Origin of the sequence: Clostridium sp. BJN0013 (genome assembly GCF_040939125.1) — a bacterium.
Lineage (GTDB): Bacteria > Bacillota > Clostridia > Clostridiales > Clostridiaceae > Clostridium_B.
The window spans coordinates 3,168,975-3,186,539 of sequence record NZ_CP162495.1 but is presented as its reverse complement, the minus strand read 5'-3'; the positions used below and the strand labels follow the sequence as shown (position 1 = coordinate 3,186,539).

24 protein-coding genes and 1 other RNA gene are annotated in these 17,565 nt (G+C 31.7%); 20 read left to right on the top strand and 5 right to left on the bottom strand.

The features are described 5' to 3' along the window. The first annotated feature begins 75 nt into the window (after positions 1 to 75). Together AB3K27_RS16585 and rnpB are read left to right on the top strand one after the other, a co-directional pair. Positions 76 to 798 carry a zinc ribbon domain-containing protein gene (locus tag AB3K27_RS16585; protein ID WP_368488480.1) on the top strand — a complete coding sequence of 241 codons (723 nt, stop codon included), beginning with the start codon at positions 76 to 78 and terminating at the stop codon, positions 796 to 798. 87 nt (positions 799 to 885) lie between these two features. Beyond that, positions 886 to 1,242: RNase P RNA component class A (gene rnpB / locus AB3K27_RS16580), an RNA gene on the top strand. Positions 1,243 to 1,298: 56 nt separating this feature from the next. On the opposite strand, the gene AB3K27_RS16575 is transcribed toward rnpB, so the two are convergent. Next, positions 1,299 to 2,492: a tyrosine-type recombinase/integrase gene (locus tag AB3K27_RS16575; protein WP_368488479.1), complete on the bottom strand. Its 1,194-nt coding sequence runs from the start codon at positions 2,490 to 2,492 to the stop codon at positions 1,299 to 1,301. A gap of 270 nt (positions 2,493 to 2,762) precedes the next feature. Here AB3K27_RS16575 and AB3K27_RS16570 point away from each other — a divergent pair, with 270 nt between their 5' ends. After that, on the top strand, positions 2,763 to 4,034 hold the full coding sequence (locus tag AB3K27_RS16570) for an IS110 family transposase (RefSeq protein WP_368488380.1): 1,272 nt from the start codon (positions 2,763 to 2,765) through the stop codon (positions 4,032 to 4,034). 177 nt (positions 4,035 to 4,211) lie between these two features. Here AB3K27_RS16570 and AB3K27_RS16565 read toward each other — a convergent pair whose 3' ends face one another. The 3 genes from AB3K27_RS16565 to AB3K27_RS16555 all read right to left on the bottom strand — a co-directional run bounded on the left by AB3K27_RS16565 (position 4,212) and on the right by AB3K27_RS16555 (position 5,561). Then, positions 4,212 to 4,556: a hypothetical protein gene (locus AB3K27_RS16565; RefSeq protein ID WP_368488478.1), complete on the bottom strand. Its 345-nt coding sequence runs from the start codon at positions 4,554 to 4,556 to the stop codon at positions 4,212 to 4,214. Positions 4,557 to 4,634: 78 nt separating this feature from the next. Beyond that, positions 4,635 to 5,093, bottom strand: a complete 459-nt coding sequence (locus AB3K27_RS16560; RefSeq protein ID WP_368488477.1) for an ImmA/IrrE family metallo-endopeptidase — start codon at positions 5,091 to 5,093, stop codon at positions 4,635 to 4,637. A gap of 21 nt (positions 5,094 to 5,114) precedes the next feature. Continuing rightward, positions 5,115 to 5,561 (bottom strand): helix-turn-helix domain-containing protein, encoded by a 447-nt coding sequence (locus tag AB3K27_RS16555; protein WP_368488476.1) that lies wholly within the window; start codon positions 5,559 to 5,561, stop codon positions 5,115 to 5,117. A gap of 188 nt (positions 5,562 to 5,749) precedes the next feature. Here AB3K27_RS16555 and AB3K27_RS16550 point away from each other — a divergent pair, with 188 nt between their 5' ends. Further along, positions 5,750 to 5,998, top strand: coding sequence for a helix-turn-helix domain-containing protein (locus AB3K27_RS16550; protein ID WP_368488475.1), 249 nt, complete (start codon positions 5,750 to 5,752; stop codon positions 5,996 to 5,998). A 91-nt stretch (positions 5,999 to 6,089) separates the two neighbouring features. Here AB3K27_RS16550 and AB3K27_RS16545 read toward each other — a convergent pair whose 3' ends face one another. Then, complete coding sequence (locus tag AB3K27_RS16545) at positions 6,090 to 6,647, bottom strand: hypothetical protein (protein ID WP_368488474.1); 558 nt, start codon at positions 6,645 to 6,647, stop codon at positions 6,090 to 6,092. A 74-nt stretch (positions 6,648 to 6,721) separates the two neighbouring features. Between AB3K27_RS16545 and AB3K27_RS16540 the strand changes: the two genes are divergently transcribed. From AB3K27_RS16540 to AB3K27_RS16465, 16 genes are all read left to right on the top strand, one after another. Beyond that, positions 6,722 to 6,946, top strand: coding sequence for a helix-turn-helix domain-containing protein (locus AB3K27_RS16540; protein WP_368488473.1), 225 nt, complete (start codon positions 6,722 to 6,724; stop codon positions 6,944 to 6,946). A 24-nt stretch (positions 6,947 to 6,970) separates the two neighbouring features. Then, positions 6,971 to 7,111 carry a hypothetical protein gene (locus tag AB3K27_RS16535; RefSeq protein WP_368488472.1) on the top strand — a complete coding sequence of 47 codons (141 nt, stop codon included), beginning with the start codon at positions 6,971 to 6,973 and terminating at the stop codon, positions 7,109 to 7,111. A gap of 15 nt (positions 7,112 to 7,126) precedes the next feature. Beyond that, positions 7,127 to 7,267 carry a hypothetical protein gene (locus tag AB3K27_RS16530; RefSeq protein WP_368488471.1) on the top strand — a complete coding sequence of 47 codons (141 nt, stop codon included), beginning with the start codon at positions 7,127 to 7,129 and terminating at the stop codon, positions 7,265 to 7,267. 252 nt (positions 7,268 to 7,519) lie between these two features. After that, positions 7,520 to 8,500 (top strand): hypothetical protein, encoded by a 981-nt coding sequence (locus AB3K27_RS16525; RefSeq protein ID WP_368488470.1) that lies wholly within the window; start codon positions 7,520 to 7,522, stop codon positions 8,498 to 8,500. Further along, a complete protein-coding gene (locus AB3K27_RS16520) occupies positions 8,493 to 8,897 on the top strand; it encodes a hypothetical protein (RefSeq protein WP_368488469.1) in 405 nt (134 codons plus the stop codon). Before AB3K27_RS16525 ends, AB3K27_RS16520 begins: the two co-directional genes overlap by 8 nt. A gap of 10 nt (positions 8,898 to 8,907) precedes the next feature. After that, a complete protein-coding gene (locus AB3K27_RS16515) occupies positions 8,908 to 9,087 on the top strand; it encodes a hypothetical protein (RefSeq protein ID WP_368488468.1) in 180 nt (59 codons plus the stop codon). Positions 9,088 to 9,203: 116 nt separating this feature from the next. Beyond that, entirely contained in the window at positions 9,204 to 9,401 is a 198-nt protein-coding gene (locus AB3K27_RS16510; protein WP_368488467.1) for a hypothetical protein, read from the top strand. Continuing rightward, complete coding sequence (locus AB3K27_RS16505; protein WP_368488466.1) at positions 9,382 to 9,540, top strand: hypothetical protein; 159 nt, start codon at positions 9,382 to 9,384, stop codon at positions 9,538 to 9,540. Before AB3K27_RS16510 ends, AB3K27_RS16505 begins: the two co-directional genes overlap by 20 nt. A 90-nt stretch (positions 9,541 to 9,630) precedes the next feature. Further along, the gene (locus tag AB3K27_RS16500) at positions 9,631 to 9,861 is read left to right on the top strand and encodes a hypothetical protein (protein ID WP_368488465.1); all 231 of its coding nucleotides are present in this window, start codon (positions 9,631 to 9,633) and stop codon (positions 9,859 to 9,861) included. Positions 9,862 to 10,018: 157 nt separating this feature from the next. Further along, positions 10,019 to 10,825 (top strand): recombinase RecT, encoded by an 807-nt coding sequence (locus AB3K27_RS16495; protein WP_368488464.1) that lies wholly within the window; start codon positions 10,019 to 10,021, stop codon positions 10,823 to 10,825. A gap of 3 nt (positions 10,826 to 10,828) precedes the next feature. Continuing rightward, complete coding sequence (locus AB3K27_RS16490; RefSeq protein ID WP_368488463.1) at positions 10,829 to 11,605, top strand: PD-(D/E)XK nuclease-like domain-containing protein; 777 nt, start codon at positions 10,829 to 10,831, stop codon at positions 11,603 to 11,605. A gap of 16 nt (positions 11,606 to 11,621) precedes the next feature. Continuing rightward, the gene (locus tag AB3K27_RS16485) at positions 11,622 to 12,650 is read left to right on the top strand and encodes a sigma-70 family RNA polymerase sigma factor (protein WP_368488462.1); all 1,029 of its coding nucleotides are present in this window, start codon (positions 11,622 to 11,624) and stop codon (positions 12,648 to 12,650) included. Then, entirely contained in the window at positions 12,650 to 13,072 is a 423-nt protein-coding gene (locus AB3K27_RS16480; protein ID WP_368488461.1) for a single-stranded DNA-binding protein, read from the top strand. Before AB3K27_RS16485 ends, AB3K27_RS16480 begins: the two co-directional genes overlap by 1 nt. A 185-nt stretch (positions 13,073 to 13,257) precedes the next feature. Next, on the top strand, positions 13,258 to 13,920 hold the full coding sequence (locus AB3K27_RS16475) for an ERCC4 domain-containing protein (RefSeq protein ID WP_368488460.1): 663 nt from the start codon (positions 13,258 to 13,260) through the stop codon (positions 13,918 to 13,920). A 15-nt stretch (positions 13,921 to 13,935) separates the two neighbouring features. Next, positions 13,936 to 16,236, top strand: coding sequence for a phage/plasmid primase, P4 family (locus AB3K27_RS16470; protein WP_368488459.1), 2,301 nt, complete (start codon positions 13,936 to 13,938; stop codon positions 16,234 to 16,236). Between the two features lie 198 nt (positions 16,237 to 16,434). Next, positions 16,435 to 17,139 (top strand): hypothetical protein, encoded by a 705-nt coding sequence (locus AB3K27_RS16465; RefSeq protein ID WP_368488458.1) that lies wholly within the window; start codon positions 16,435 to 16,437, stop codon positions 17,137 to 17,139. Positions 17,140 to 17,565: the final 426 nt, after the last annotated feature.

Here is a 17,565-nt window from a genome sequence, read left to right as displayed (position 1 = left end):
CTTCATTTCTGCTTTTTTAATTTATTAATGATTTTATATGTTTGAAGTTAAGTTTAATAGGGAGGGTAGTATTATATGATGTTGGATTTGCTTATTGAAATTCAAGATAATAAAGAAATAATAAAAAAATGTAAAAGAGAATTAAAAACTCATTCAGGTATTTATTCCATGAAAAAAATAAAAGATGAGTTTGAACAGGAAAAGGAAAAATATAAATCTATAGATATTAAACTGAAAAAAAATCAAATAGAAATAGAAAATATTGAAAATAAACTGAATACTATTAAGCAAGAGATAATTTCTGAAGAAAATAAATTATATAAAAATTTAAAATATGATTTAAAATTAATTAATTCATTGGAAAAGTCTATTGAATCAAAAGTAAGCAAAATGAAAGAATTAGAGGAAGAAAATTTGAAACTTTTATATGAGGAGGAAGAGTTATCACAACAAAAGGAGTGCAGTGGAAAAAAGCTAATTACTATTAAAGCTGATTTCCATAAGATTAAAAAAAACAGTAATGAAAAAATAATTAAAATCAAACAAAATATAGAAAAAGCAGAACAAAATATTTTAAATTGTGAGAAGCGTGTGCCAAAAGAATTATTAGATAAATTTAATAGACTATCTTCTATTAAAGGAACAGGGGCTGCCAGATTATCACAGGGAGTATGTTTGGGTTGTAAAATGAAAGTAGCTGCTATGACTATAGATAATGTAAAAAATCATAGAGGTATAGTTTGCTGTGATAATTGTGGAAGAATAATAAGTTATAATAAAATATCTCAAAATCAATAGATATTTTGAATTATTATTTAATTTAACCTGATATTTATTTCAGATTTTTATTGTAATATATTATTAATTATGATATTATGTAAGTCGTAAGTAAGCCAGACAATCGCTGCTGTAGAATTATAGGAGAGGAAAGTCCGAGCTTCATAGGGCAGGGTGCTGGGTAATACCCAGTCAGGGTAACCTGAAGGAAAGTGCAACAGAAATATACCGCTGAAGCAATAAAAATTTATTGCTTTAGTAAGGATGGAAAGGCGAGGTAAGAGCTCACCAGCGCATAGGTGACTTTGCGGCTATGTAAACCCCACCTGAAGCAAGATCGAATAGGAAAGCATTGAAAAGTGGCCCGCTTTGCTTTCGGGTAGTATCGCTGGAGCCTATTGGTAACAATAGGCCTAGATAGATGATTGTCTAATACAGAACTCGGCTTATAGACTTACTTACCCATTGAAAACACTAGGCTTGTGGCTTGGTGTTTTTATTTTTGCCATACTCTTGCCATACTAATTACCGTTTATCAAATTTGAAATGCTATCAGTAGCTTGTTTCTGCATTTTTTTATTTATATGGGAATATATATTCGCAGTAGTAGAAATGTCTTTATGTCCAAGACGTTCCTGGATAACTTTTAAGTCATTTCCTTCTTGAAGCAAAAGAGTTGCATTAGTATGTCTTAAATTGTGAAATGTTACATTTTTATTTATGTTGGCTTTCTTTAGAACTTTTTTCAATTTGTTTAGGTAATACATGGGGTGAATATATTTACCATCCTGCCACACCATTACAAGATCATATTTATTATCGTTATCCTTAAATATGTTTTTATCTGTATAAAATTGACCATATTTAAGCTTATTTTTCGCTTGCTTCTTATGGAGTTCTTTTAACAAATGCAATGCCTCATTTGAAATGTAAACAGCTCTGTTACTTTCGTCTGTTTTAGGGTCAATCATATAAACATGCCCTTCAGTATAAATCAAATTATTTCTTACTGTGATTAAATTATCTTTGAAATTTATATCTTTCCATTCAAGACCTCCGAGTTCCCCACGTCTAAGACCAAGCTCCAGTGTCAATCTTAAAGCTATATTAAACATATAGTCATACATATTATTAAGGTCTAAGGCATTATATAATTTTGGAATTTCGTCTGCATCCAAAATTTCAGCTCTGTAATTTGACCTTTTAGGACGTTCTATATATTTACAAGGGTTGTCCCTTATAAGCTTTAATTTTAATGCCCTATTCATTATTGTATTGGTTATTGTGTAAATAGACTGTAGAGTAGAATTACCGATACTATTTTCCTTTTTTATATCAAGTAACATTTTTTCAATATGAATAGGTTGGATATCGACTATATTTATATGCCCTATAGAAGGGGATAAATACTTATTTATTAGTTCTTTATTATTATATGTTGTTATCTTCCGAAGGGGTTTAACATACCCATCTAGCCATTCTAGGGCGAATTGAGTAAGTATAATCTTCTTAGGTTCAATATAGTTCCCATGTTCGTATTCATATAGAGCATCACGCATTGCTTTTTCCGCTATTGGCTTACTCTTAAAGCCACTTTTTTCTTTCATCTTCTTTTTTCCGTTTATTTCTCCAACGTAGAAATAATAGTTCCATGTTTTTCCACGCTTTCTAACCCCGCCTTTCATAATAACATTCATTCCTTTCGCTGTGCTCAAGGCACAAAAATTAATGAAAGAGTGATTAAAATTACCAATTACTGTGAATAATATAGACAAGTATACAGGTGTACTACAGAGCACGGCGGGGTGAGTGTGATTGCACTTCACTGTAATCCGTATAATAACATGTGCCGATTACTCTTTTAAGTACAAATAAGTGTGCCCTAGGGCACGTAAGTTAATCTTTGTTTAAACAAAGACCGTTTAAAAGTATGAGTATTCAGTCAACACCTGTGTACTTTATTTTTTTATTTGTAGGTGATATAAATGTTAAAAATCGTTTATTCTATTTGTTGCGGTATTGATGTTCACAAAAAATTTGTAGTTGCAACTGTAACATCAACCAATGAGAATAACATCACTACCTATGCAACCAAACAATTCAGTACTTACTCAAAGAATCTTTTCCATTTAAAAGAGTGGTTATCTGAGCATAACTGTAAAGAAGTTTGTATGGAAAGCACCGGAAAGTACTGGATACCTATCTATAACATACTTGAAGATTCCTGTAATATTACTCTGGCTAACCCAAAGTACGTTAAAAACATTCCCGGCAAAAAAACTGATAAAAAAGATTCTCTATGGCTTGCAGACTTACATAAGCATGGATTAGTTAAAGGAAGTTTTATTCCTCCAAAGGCCATAAGAGAACTACGAGACCTTATGCGCTATCGCTTTAAACTTACAAATTTCCGTTCAAGTGAGAAAAACAGATTCCAAAATTCATTAACAGTTTCAAATATCATGATTTCAAGCGTAGTATCAGATACCTTTGGTAAATCATCATCAGCTATAATTAAATATGCCATGGAGCATCCTGATAAATTAGATATAGACTATACTCAATTTCTACACAAGAGTATGTTATCTAAGGCTGACGAAATTAAGATTGCTATGCAAGGAAGCATCTCTAAAAATCAAACAGCAAAGATGTCTGTATGCTTGAATCATTATGATTATATTAACAATTGTATTTCTCAACTTGATACTGCCATTTCATTAATTTCAAGTGAATTTAAGTCACAAATTGAGCTTATTGCTTCTGCCCCTGGGATAACTACACAATCTGCTACAACTATAATTTCTGAAATTGGAGTGGATATGTCAGTCTTTCCAGATGCTAAACATCTGTGTTCTTGGGCAGGTCTTACACCACAAAATAATGAAAGTGCTGGCAAAAAGAAAAGTGTTCGTATAAGCCGTGCCGGAGCTTATTTAAAGCCAATACTTATTCAGTGTGCTAATGCAGCAATAAAAAACAAGTCCTGCCCATACTTTAAATATCGTTATGAAAGTATAAAGAAAAGACGTGGGCACAAAAGAGCAATTATTGCTATAGCAAGAATGCTTTTAACCTGTATTTATAATATGCTTTTAAAAAATGAAGCCTTTGATAATTCTATTTATGAAAAATATCTAAAAAGAGAAAACACTTCTCGACATTTTCAACCTGATATAGATAGAATTATTTTATTTCTTCAAGCTCAAGGCTTTGAAGTAACAAAAGTAAGTCAAGAGATATCACCGAAAATAAGTTGATTTTTAATTATAAATAATATAAGTCTCTTTTTTTGACCTCATTTTAATAGGTCTTTTTGTCATGTTCAAAAACACCTGAATTTCTTTCAAGTTATTCCTCCTTCTTTCAGAACTTATGTTCTATTATTTGGTCAAAAAATATATAAGAGAACTATCATCTTTGCTCTCTTAAATATTTTAAATTGGTTTACGTCTTAAGGTTCTTATTTCGGCTTCGTGAGACCCATACATCTCCAATAGAGATTTGTTTGTTTCTTTTAATTCGGAAAAGTTTTCATCCATTTTGTTAGATATATTTTTCATTGTACCTTGTAGCTCTGCAACCTGGTGATTTAATTTATCAATTTCGGCTTTATGCATCTGCGAGTTGTGTTCAAGGGCTTTAAGAATTTGGGTATTTTCAGATGTTTGGGATTGAAGCCCGTTAATTTCAGATTGAAGCCCATTCGTTTGAGATTGAATTTCATTCATTTGAGATTGCATTGATTCAAGAATTTTTAATATTTTTTCTTCATTGCTCATAGTAAATCCTCCTTTAATATTTACAATAACCTATTTTAAATTGATTATCTATAGTACTTCACATATGTACCACCTCCTTTAAAACTTTTTAACGATTCCAAAATTAGGCTCAAAATATATAACATATGTATCTATTTCGTAGTACACGCCATATTTTTCTCTATAGTGTTGGATAGCCTCTTCTAAAAAATCTTCTGTTATGTTTAAGTATTCAGCTAAGTCATGCCTGTTTTTAATACCTTTTTCAAATGCATTCACAATCGAAATTATTCCTGCTAATTTCTCATAAGCCCAATTTCTAGCACGTTTTTCCTGCTTTCTATTACTTATATCTGATTGGTCTAGTATATTACCGTTTGATGTATAGTAATGACCTAATTCTTCAGCTAGCACTCCGTTTTTTTCTCTAAGTGTTTCAAGATCTTTGTTAATTGCGATTCTATTACCACGGCATAACCCAGCCCCTAACTTTAGCTTTTTTTCTTTTATAATTACATTTAAGTTTTCAGCTTCTTTGAGTAAGTCCTCATAGCTCACATGACCATCCTCCTTACTTTACTACTTCCACTCATCATCATCCATCATTATGTCTAAGTCGTGTTTATAGTCTTCTTCATATGTAGGACTATTTTTGTCAATATTTTCTTTTTCATGCGCTGCTAATAACACATTATGGCATCTACTATATTCCATATCTAAAACAGTATTTACCGTATGTTTACCTTTACCATCTAAGCTTCTGTATTTATTTATTATTGTAGATTCCTCATTTGATAATTTAACTTTTATAGAACCATCTTTCTTATCTTCTAATCCTAGCAAATATATAGGAGTTGTTTGTAAAATTTGAGCCAAAGGTTCTAGTATAGTTATTGGAAGATTTTCTATATCATTACTTTCATATCTATATATAGTAGCTCTATTTTTATTTAATTTATCAGCGACATCATCCACTGACAAATTAAGTTCTTTTCTTCTTTGTTTTATTCTTTCACCTATGTTCATTTTATTTTTCCTTTCTTTGTATTTATATTATATATTATACATGGTTTTCGCAAATATGCAATAACAAATATAATAAAAAATAAAAAAATCGCTTTATATGCAAAAAAAGTATTGACTATTAATAAAATGTGGGTTATTATTTAATTAATAAATCGCACGAAATGCGACAAAGGATAAGAGGTGAAAACATGCCTAACATTAATAAGTTGAAAGGCAAAATAGTTGAAAAGGGTATAAACATTAGTGATTTAGCAATGTCTTTAGGTATAAATAAGTCTACTTTGTATAGAAAACTAAAAAATAATGGTGAAAATATTTCTATTAAAGAGGCAGTTGGAATAATTGATAGATTAGATTTATCTGTAGAAGAAGCTAATGCAATTTTTTTTAACCAGTTTGTCGCACGAAATGCGACAAATAATAAGCTAAAAACTTAGAAAGGAGGACTGAAAATGGATAAAAAGACTCAAAAAGAACTACTAATTTCAATAATATTAGGATTAGCGGGAGTAGTTCTTTCTGTAGTAGCTATGATTTTAAAGGGTTAATTGGATGAAAGTTGTCTGGACATGGGTTAACTGTAACAAGAGTTCTAAAAGATTTTGATGGAGTATCTACTATAAGTTTGAATTTTTGTGGATGCTGAATTAAATTGACGTTCTCAAATACTGCAAAACCATGTATAGTTCCATACGATTGTATTCTTGGATTGTTTAAGATGTTATCGGTTGTTATATCAAAAAGCATATGCTCAGAGCTATTGCTATTAATTAATGTTATACCATTTGAGTTATAATAGTCAGCTAATTCTATCTTACTTGCTAAATAAAATTTATTGCTATGTACTAATCTAATTTGGCTTATATCTACAGCGCTAGTTGAGTTATTGCTTATGGATAAATATAAGATTATTAATTTATATTCTTTGTACAAATTAAATCCGATGGAAAAATTATCCTCAGAATTTGAAGATATTTTCAAATCTATTTTTGACCTTAGATAGACTTTGATTGAAATAGTTATGCTGATTAATGAAATTAATAATGCAAATATTGACAGAATATTAATTTTAAAAAAATTTGACATAATTAATCACCTCCCTTTTCAACAAAATTTTACCATGAAAGGGAGAAATAAAACAAGAAAGGAGGCTGAAATAAGTGGACGATTACTTAATGTCTGTATCAGATGCAGTTAAAAGACTAAAAACGGATAAAGCTACGGTGTATGAGCTTATAAAAAGAGGGTTATTAAAAGCCTTAAAAATAAGGAGCTTTAAAATAAGCAATTCAGAAATAAATCGTTTCGTAAAAGTATATCAGGGCATGGATTTAAGCGATTTGGATAACATCAAGGAAATTGATTTTAAGGAGGTGTCTACATAGCAATTTACAAGGCAGGTGTTAAAGATGCAACAGTACAATGCAATGTACGAACTTACTCGGACTATAGCTAATTCTTTTAGTATGTCGCACGCGGATGCTGAAAAGTATGCTAGGAAGTTAAAGACTATGGTAGTTGAAGAATACAAGAAAGCTTTTAGGAAATAGGAGGGAGGAATATAAATGAGTAAAAATAAAAAGAAAGTTGCTCAAGAAGTACCAGTTCATGAACAACCCCAAAAAGTAATTAAAGTTTTAATAGATGGTAAAGTTATTGCCCGGATTGTAACCAATCATGATACTTCTGAAGTACTTGAAGAGTAAGAAGTAAATTAGCCGAAGCTGACTTAGTCATAAGATCATTAATGCCTTCTGGAGTTAATGAAAAATGTACTTCCATGTTTCGACTATTGACATTGTCTGTCATTTTAGTTAATTCATCCTGATCTAAAGTTTTTAGAAAATCATTAAAATCTTTTTGCATAATTTATCACCTACCTTTTATGGTGATATAAGTTCAACAAAATACTGTAAATACCTTTAGAAAAATATGTAAGGAAGGTGAGATAAATAAAATTGAGTGATATAAAAATTGAATCTGAATTTAAACATTTATTACCGCCACTAACAGAGGAGCAGAAAACAGAGCTTGAAAAAGACATTATAAAAAATGGTTGTCTAACTCCTTTGGCAGTATGGAACAACATTTTAATTGATGGTCACCACAGATATGATATTTGCACTAAAAACAATATACCATTTGACCTAACAGAAATGCATTTTAAAGATAAGTTGGAGGCTATGCAATGGATTTGGAGTAATCAGAAGAACAGAAGAAACTTGAACAAATATGAACTAGCACAGGTAGCCTTGAAATTCAAGCCTGTAATAGAGGAAAAGGCAAAGAGAAATCAGGGTAAAAGGAATGATTTAACTTCTGTCAGAAATCTGACAAATGTTGAAACCGAGGCTACAGAACCTATAGATACTAAAAAGGAACTGGCTAAAATAGCAGGGGTAAGCCACGACACAATTCACAAAGTTGAAGTTATAGAGAATCAAGCTCCGGAGGATATTAAAAGGCAAGTAAAGGCAGGAGATTTGACAATCAATAATGCTTATGTTCTCACAAAGTCAGCTGTAGAAACTAAAAAGAAAAATGAGCAGTTAGAAAAAAAGTATCAGGAAGAACTCAAGAAAGAAAAGCAGGAACAAGAGGAAAAGAAAAAACAGGAGGAGCTTGAAAAGACATTACCTGAAAATGCAGTTCTCATTGATAAATTCAGGAAGCCAAAAGAAACTCATATTTTCGGAATAACTGATTTTAACAATCTAACTGAAGAACAGCTTAATAGCTGTATAAAACATTCAAAAAAATATGAGGATGCTATATCCAAAGTTGTACTACTAAATACGGATAATGATTCATTGAGGGCATGGAACTGTGTATCAGATACAGCAGAAATTATTGATATGGAATTATCAGATATAAGTCTTGCTATCAAGAATTTAATAAAGATTCAAAATTACTTTAAGGGGGTAAAAAAAGATGGGTAATTATAGCAACCTTGAAAAGGAAGCAAGAGAAACCATATTGCAACAAATGGATGAACTCGGAGAAATTACTACAGATGCCGTAATGGAACTCATAAGACCACATTATATTTTTGATATTCGTAAACTTAGAAATCAAGCACTTAGACGTACAGCAAACAGTTTGATGCGAAGATACAAGGATGATAAAGGTATAAGAACTTGCTTTAATTATAAAGATAATGGAGTTTCCAAGTATGTAAATGTGGATAAAACTAAAAATTTGAAAGCTCTTGAGGACATAGAAAGTCAGTTAAATAAGAAATATAAGGGGCTGAATGCCTCCAAAAAGAAAGTAGCTTTAAGAAAGCAAGTACTGTCTGGTCAGCTATCCATTAAAGATATTGAGAATTTTAAGTAGGTGATACAAAGTGAATGAATATGTAATTGTATATGAAGATAGTATAACTGGCATATTTAGGGAGACATATATAACAGCAGAGAGTGAAGAAGCTGCTAAAAAGAAATTCAGAAAAGAAATTGGCCGCCCAATTCTATTATGTGAGTCAGAGGAAGATTGGCCGGAGAAAAGGTGGTTAGATGAATTATAAGAAAGTTTATAACATGTCCACCAAAGAAAAAGCAGACCAGAACAAGGGAGAATTTTGGGTGGCAATAATATCACTGCTAGCGATATTGAGATTTTTACTATAGGGAGGGATACAAAGTGAATGATTGGTACAACCACTCTGTAAGCTCTAAAGAATTTAAAACAGGTTTGAAGGGTGCAGATTTATTTCAACTTAGGAGCTTACTGGGTGTCTTTAGAAAAAGGCAGCTGGAAGGACAGAAGGTAACAGCCAAGATTAGTGCAATAAGGAAAGAGAAGGAGAGGAGGAAGAAAGTTGATAGAAGGTGCTGCTGAAAATCTGACGCTAGATGAATGTATAAGTTTTAACAGAAAATTCGGAATTACTTTAACTGCGACTGATGGGAAAAATATTCATGTAGATATTGAACCAGGTGTTTATATAAACCCTTTAGGAGTGTTGATAATCGAATAAAAAAGAACCCTTTGCAGAGGGTCCAAAAGCAAAATTAGTCACTTCAATCTTAATACAAGATTGAAAATAAGTCAAATGTGGAGGTAAAAAATGAAAAAGTTAAGTATAAAATCGGATAACTGCTTTATAAATAACAAAAGCTACGGAACTTATGTGAATGGTGAGAATTTAACGGATATTATAAGAAATCGATTGCCCGAAACAGATGGGGATTGTCCAGCTAAAATAAGCATAGAAATTGAAATTTTTGATAAAGAATTAAGATTCAATACAGAGGGATATGAAGTAGAGAAAGAGGAGCTGAAGAAGACGAATAATTAATTTTTTAAAATATAAAAATTGGTATTGATAACCAACTGAAAATATTGAATATTACAGAGTATAAAATTTATGATACGGATAATCCTAAGTAGTATATAAAAAATTTTTTATAAGGTAGAGATTATAGATTTAAATTTATTTTTGAGGAGGACAAATAATGCCAGATAAAAAAATGGTGGTGTTGAGTGAAAGCCACAAAGCGTTAAATAAATTACTGGAAACAAAAAAAGAAGCATTACCGAAGGATTTTAACAAATCACGATTCTTACAAAATTGTATGACGATTTTGCAGGATACTAAGGATATAGATAAATGCCAGCCTATAAGTGTGGCAAGGACAATGCTAAAAGGTGCATTTCTAGGTTTGGATTTCTTTAATAGAGAGTGTTATGCAATACCTTATAACGGCAATCTGCAATTTCAAACAGATTATAAGGGAGAAATCAAACTTGCTAAAAAATACAGTATTAATCCTATAAAGGATATTTATGCAAAAGTTGTTCGCAAAGGTGACGAATTCCAAGAAAGTATTGTTAATGGTCATCAGACTGTAAATTTCAAACCATTACCGTTTAATAATGATGAAATAATTGGTGCTTTTGCAGTATGTTTATTTCAAGATGGTAGCATGATATATGAAACCATGACAAAGCAAGAAATTGAAGATATACGGAACAATTTTTCAAAGGCTAAAAATAGTCCTGCGTGGGTTAAAACTCCAGGAGAGATGTACAAAAAGACAGTTTTAAGAAGGCTTTGTAAGTTCATAGAATTGGATTTTAACAGCATTGAGAGCAAAAAGACTTACGATGAAGCTTCTGATTTTCAGTTTGAACATGAACCTAATAAAGAGATTTCAAATTTTGATAAGGGCAGTATTGATGAGGATAAAATAGTTGAAGCTGACACAGAGACAGAGGTTAAGGAAGATAATAGGGAATATGCTTTTAAGGAGAGTGAATAAACAATGACAGTAACGAAGGAAAATTATTTTGCACTTGAAACTGACAAAGAGTATATGTCAGTTAGTTTGTTTAAATCCTTTATAAAATGTGAAGCAAAAACAATGGCTAAACTTAACGGAGAATGGGAAGAGGAGAATAAAGATGCATTTCTCCTAGGCAGTTATGTTCATGCATGGAGTGAGGGAATATTAGAGGAATTTAAAAAAGATCATCCAGAAATGTATTCTACTAGAGGGGCTACCAAAGGGCAGTTAAAGGCTGCATTTCAAATTGCAGATAAAATGATTACTACTTTAAAAGATGACAAGCTGGTACAAGAAGCTAGAGAAGGACAAAAAGAGGTTATACAGACAGCAGAATTATTTGGAGTGCCGTGGAAAGTTATGTTTGATATATATAATCCAGATAGGAAAGCCATTGTGGATATTAAGACCACAAGAAACATACATTCCAAATTCAGTGGCAATGAAAACTTTATAACACATTATGATTACTTATTACAGATGGCTGTTTACTGCGAAATAGATAGGATAAATCGTAAAGCAGAGGACTATTTTCAACCACATATCATAGCTGTTTCGAGAGAAGACATTCCAGATAAAGCAGTGATATTCTTAGGAACAGATTTTATAAGAGACAAGCTGTTAGAAGTTGAAATACTAATTGACCATATAAAAGCAGTTTGGAAAGGTAAAGAGGAGCCCGTAAGGTGCGAAGAATGTGATTATTGTAGAGCTACGAAAAAATTAGACAAGGTTTTATTTTATATGGATCTTTAATGGTTGGTTTGTAATTATGGAATGTAAAAAACTAATCAGACTAAGTAATGGCATCACAAAGGAAATGACCTGCAGTGAAGTATTTATCCAATTCAAAAACTTTCTCTACAAAATGGCACATAAATGGTCAGGCCAATATAATATTGATGATTTAATTCAAGTAGCCGGTATAGGTCTTACAAAGGCTTATAACACCTATGATATTGGTAAAGGAATATTATTTATGACCTATCTGGCTACTATAGTAAGCAATGAAATAAGAATGTATAACAGGAAAAATAAAAAACATATAGGTGTCAGAAGTTTGGATTGCACCATTAAGGAAGATAAGAACGGAAATTCACTTACAATAATGGATCTTATATCAGATGATAATGATTATGAAGAAGTGGCAATTCAGAATGTTAATAAATTAGAATTAATCACGTTACTTAAGTGCTTGAAGCCAGGAGAGGAAATGATTATAAGATATAGATTTATAGATGGACTTACACATAAGGAAATAGGGCAAAGGCTTAATCTAAGTCAGTCTTATGTGAGTAGGTTGATAGAATCCTCTTTAAAGAAGTTGAAGAAATATTATGAAAGTGGGGTATTAAATGTGAATGTTAAAAACAATACTAGAGAAGAATGTTTTAAATATTTTTCTGAAAATGATATTAAAAATAAAACTGAATTGATAAAAGATGTTGTAAAAAAATATGGATGCACGGAAGGTACAGCAGAAAATTATTATTATGCGTGGAAGTCTAAATATATGGGGAATGAAGATATGCCAAAAGTAAGACCGAAAGAAAATAATGTTAATAATATAAATTCAGCCAAGAAAACAACGTATGAAAAAGTCAAGGACTTCAAGCCCAAGAATGGAATTCTCCAGGCCATGGAGTTAAGAGGAAAAATAATGTGCTACAACCTCTATGATAATGGCAATGGCTTCAATATGAAAAGACCTAACGGAACAACAGTTATGCCAATGGAGTTCTCGGAAGTTCAGGACCTTATAAAAGAGCTTCAAGAAATCAGCAAGGTAGGTGAGGCATAATGAACAAAGTTGTTTTAATTGGCCGGTTAACCAAAGACCCTGACTTGCAGTTTTTGCCTGGTAGTGGAAAAGCAGTAACAAAATTTACATTGGCAGTAGATAGGAGATTTTCAAGGGATGGACAGCAGGAAGCCGATTTTATACCTATTGTGGTTTGGAATAAGATAGCAGAGAGTTCTGCCAATTATTTAAGCAGGGGTAAGCTTGCAGGTGTTGCTGGGAGAATCCAGACCAGGAGTTATGAAGCTAAGGACGGTACCAGGAGATATATTACTGAGGTAGTAGCAGATGAAGTTCAGTTTTTAGAGTGGGGCGACAAGAAACAACAGCAGCAACGAGATAATAATGACAATGCTGATTATATAGAAGTAGAAGATGATGGTGATATCCCTTTTAACTTAGCAGTTAGTCAAGCTGCGTAATAAAAGGGCGAAAAATGAATACTTTGGATAAAAGTAAATACCGGAGATTTACCATCCCCAGTATAAACAAAAATAATTAATATATTAATTCAGGAGACATTAACATACAAACTCTTATATAAATAGGATGTGCAAAATTGGATTTATTATACAGGAAGTTTAATTATAAAGGCAGGTGACTAGAGTTGCGTTATAAATTTACTGATAAAGAAGTGAATGAATTATTAAACAAAATAATAATACTCATTGATTCAAGAGAACAAGCTAATTCGCATATTTTAGAATGGTTTGATAAACACAAGAAGTCTTTCAAAGTACAAAAACTTGATTATGGGGATTACAGCTGCTTTCTTCCAGCAGGAAGTTTTAAAGGGCAGCAAAGAGATATCCTGTTTACTGATGAATTGGTTATAGAGAGAAAATTTTGTATTGATGAATTGGCTATGAATCTTAAGGATAATAAGACTAATTTAAATGAAATCAAGAAAGAAACAATTGATTTGCTTGGAAAAGAGTATTTAGCCAAAGTGTTAAAAACTGATTATAACAGGCTTAAATATGAGTTTGCAAATATGAACAGATATAATATTGAATTTTATATTTTCTTGGAAGATGAAAACTTTGATAGAAATATTAGATATGGGAATTATAGAGCACAGTATGACCCCAAAACTTTATATGCAAGACTCAAAGGTCTTGAGAGAGAATTTCATACAATCATAAGGCCATGCAGTGAGGAAGTTATGGGGAGCGAAATATATAATACTTTAAGATATGGGGTAAGAAATATATTAGTCCATAGAGGATTTATTGAAACTCAAGATATAAAAGCAGCAGGGGCAAATTAAAGGGGCTGAGAGGTGATGAATTACAAAGACATAAAAACATATTTCACGATAAAACAGGAACATGGAGATGCGTGTAAAGCCATCTGCCCATCTCATCCAGATAAGGAGGCAAGTTTAAGCATTAAATATGATAGAGTACAGGGCAAAACCATATTAAAGTGTCATGCAGGTTGTGAAACAAAGGAAATTGTAAAAGCTGCAGGTCTTGAAATGAGTGATTTATTTGACAAACCTATGGATAAAGATAGTGGGAAAATGAGCATTGAAGCAGTGTATAAATATACAGATGAATCAGGGAGAGTATTATTTGAAAAAGTGAGGTTTAAAGGTAAAAAGTTCAGTCAGAGAAGAATTATTGATGGTGCTACAGTATGGGGACTTGAAGAAGGCATTTATTATGAGACTTTTCATAGCAGTAATGCATGGAGCATGAAGGAGAGGAAAAATGTAAAAAGTAAAAAATTTGAAGGAATAGAACCAGTTGTATATAATCTACCAGGTGTTATTGAAGCTGTGAAAAATAATGAGCCAGTATTTATCGTAGAGGGTGAGAAGGATTCAGATAACTTAATAAGAATAGGTCTTGCGGCAACGACCAGTTTTGACGGTGCCAGTAAATCAAAACAAAATCAAAAATGGAGAGATAGCTATAATAAATACTTTGAAGGTGCCAGGGGGATTTTGCTTCCGGATAATGACAACCCGGGAAGGGCACATATGAAATTTATAGCACAAAAGTTATCGGCCATTACAGAAGATATTAAGATCATAAATTTACCTGGAATTGAAATAAAAGAAGATGTGAGCGACTGGCTTGATTTTGGAGGTACCAGGGATGAACTTCTGGAACTTGTTGAAAGTGCTGAAAAATGGAATCCGGCACTAGAGCCGGAAAATGTAAATTTAATCAATTTTAACTTCTCTGATGTTGGTAATGCTGAAAGATTAATTACCATGTATAACAAGATAATTAGATATAAGCCAGGGCTAAAAAGATCATGGTGGTTTATATGGTCAGGGAAATACTGGCAGCCTGATTGTGTAGGCAAAATAGAAGTATTGGCACGAAGTGTAATTAAATCTCTGCAGCAACAGGGAAAAGAACTACCCCAAAGTACGGAAGATATTAAAAAACAAGTGTCAAAATTTGTATTAAGGTCCGAAAATGACAATCATATAAGGGCAATGATAAATCAGGCAAGGACAGAACATAATATTGTTTTAAGTGAAATGAATAAGGATGTATATTTATTAAATCTTAGAAATGGAACCTTAAATTTAAAAACTGGAGAGCTGCAGGAACACAATAGAAAAGATTATATAACCAGGCTTGTAAATGTGGATTTTAAGCCAGGAGCTACATGCCCTAATTGGGTAGAGTTTGTAGATAAAATTTTCATGGGTAATAAAGAGTTAATTGAATATATTCAGAAATCTATTGGTTACTCTATGACAGGAGATGCAAACCTGCAATGTTTTTATATTCTTCATGGACAAGGTTCCAATGGTAAAGGTACTTTTATGAAAGCTGTTATGACAATATTAGGAGATTATTCAGCCACATTGAAGGGTAATTCCCTTATGGAGAAAATCGGTGATGAAGGGGCCAGGGGAGACTTGGCTAAACTAGAAGGAAAATATTTTGTATGTGTAAATGAACTGGAAGAAAGAAAATGTTTTGATGAAGCTTTAGTAAAGAGCTTGACCTCTGGGGCTGATGAGGTCGTTCCTGTACGTAGAATGTACGAGGAAGAATTTGATCTACATCCAACTTTTAAACTATGGATGACTACAAATAAGCTGCCGAGGATTAAAGGAACCGATAATGGTATATGGCGAAGGGTGAGGAAAATACCCTTTGAATATAACTTTGAAAATGATCCGGAGAAGGATGAACATTTCTTTGAAAATAAATTAATGCCTGAAATGAGTGGGATTTTGAACTGGGCACTTGAAGGCTGCTTGAAATGGCAAAAGGAGGGTATGAAGGTACCTGATGATGTAAAATATGCTATTGATGATTATAAAAATGAAATGGACCCTGTGCAGAGGTTCATTGATGATGAGTGCATTGTTAGTGAAACCTGTAAAGTTAAAATATCAGAGCTCTATACTTGTTACACTGATTGGAGCCATGAGAATAAGGAATATGTATTGTCAACTATTAAATTGAGTAAAAGGCTGGTAGAAAAAGGATTTAAAAAAGAGAGAAATAAACACGGTAGATATTGGCAAGGTATTGGAATTGTAGATACTGAACATCAAGAAGAATTTACGGAGGTGCATGACAATATACTCCCGTTTGATAGTAAATAAAATATATACTAATTGATTAATAGTAACTAAAATGCTCTTTGAAAATTGAATAATGCGGTATAAAAATATAATTACTTGCTACCCTAAAAAAGAAAATTTAATGTAAATTGTGCTATAATTTTCATAAATAGTAAGTTGAAATTATAATATATTGTGATATAAGCACAATAAAATGTTAACAAGGGGATGAGTAAAAGGGTGGCTATAAATTCAGCAACATGTGCTAATTATTCAAAGAGAATAGGAAATGAAGTAGGGTGGTTAGAACAAATTGTTCAAGAAGGAATTAAAGCTTTTCAGTCTCGCATTATAGCCTCAGATCCAGTATCAGTATTTGGCGTTATAGAATTGAATGAACAAGCAGAACGTTCAGCCCATAGGATGGAAATAGTTTATTTAGTAAATTTGTTTGAATCATTTATGCATGATTTTATAGGAGAAAAGGACGGTTTAAATGAATCACAAATGAACCAAAAAAGATTTTGGGAAACATATTTAGAAACAGAAAGAAAAATATGGGATGGATATTGTACAAACCATAATGAGCCTATTAATACTTCAAAATCATTTATGAATATAAGATATTCAGTATTTGTTATCCAGGAAAGATACAAAATAAAATATCCATCATACTTATCACCATTAGTTCTTGAATTAGGAAGTTTAAGAAACTGTCTAGTGCATTATGATGGTGAACTTCTACATCAAGATAAAGGTGGTAAATATTTTAAAGATACCCTTTCGAAAACAATAGACTTTTTAAAAGTTGATCCAAATTCAAATAGAATAACTGAAATTAATAGAAATGGTTATCTTGAAAAAGTTACCTTTGACTTAGCAACATTTATTGAATTGTGTGGAGGGTTCATCAGAAGACCAATTGATCATAAAAATGAAAAATAAATACATTAAATACCGTATTATTCATGGAATGAATTTTACGGTATTTTTTTACGTCACAATACAAATTTATTGCTAACTTAATTCAAGTAAGTAATAATTTTACAGAAAGGTGACAGGAATTAAAAAAAGATGACAAGAAGATGACAGGAATTTTTAAAAGTTGTCATACCTTAAAGCGTTGATATGACTATATTTATTAATAATGATGACAGGAATGACAAGAATTTTATATACTATACGTATAGAAAAATAAAAAAATAGAATATATAAATATGTATATATAACAATATAGATAAAAGTTGTCATTTCTGTCACCCTAAATAGCGAAACGTAGATATACTAATGGTTTAGAGTGATGACAGGTTTTAAATTAAAGTTGTCATCTTTTAAAAAGCTGTCACCCCTAAAAAATGGAAGTAGTGAGGG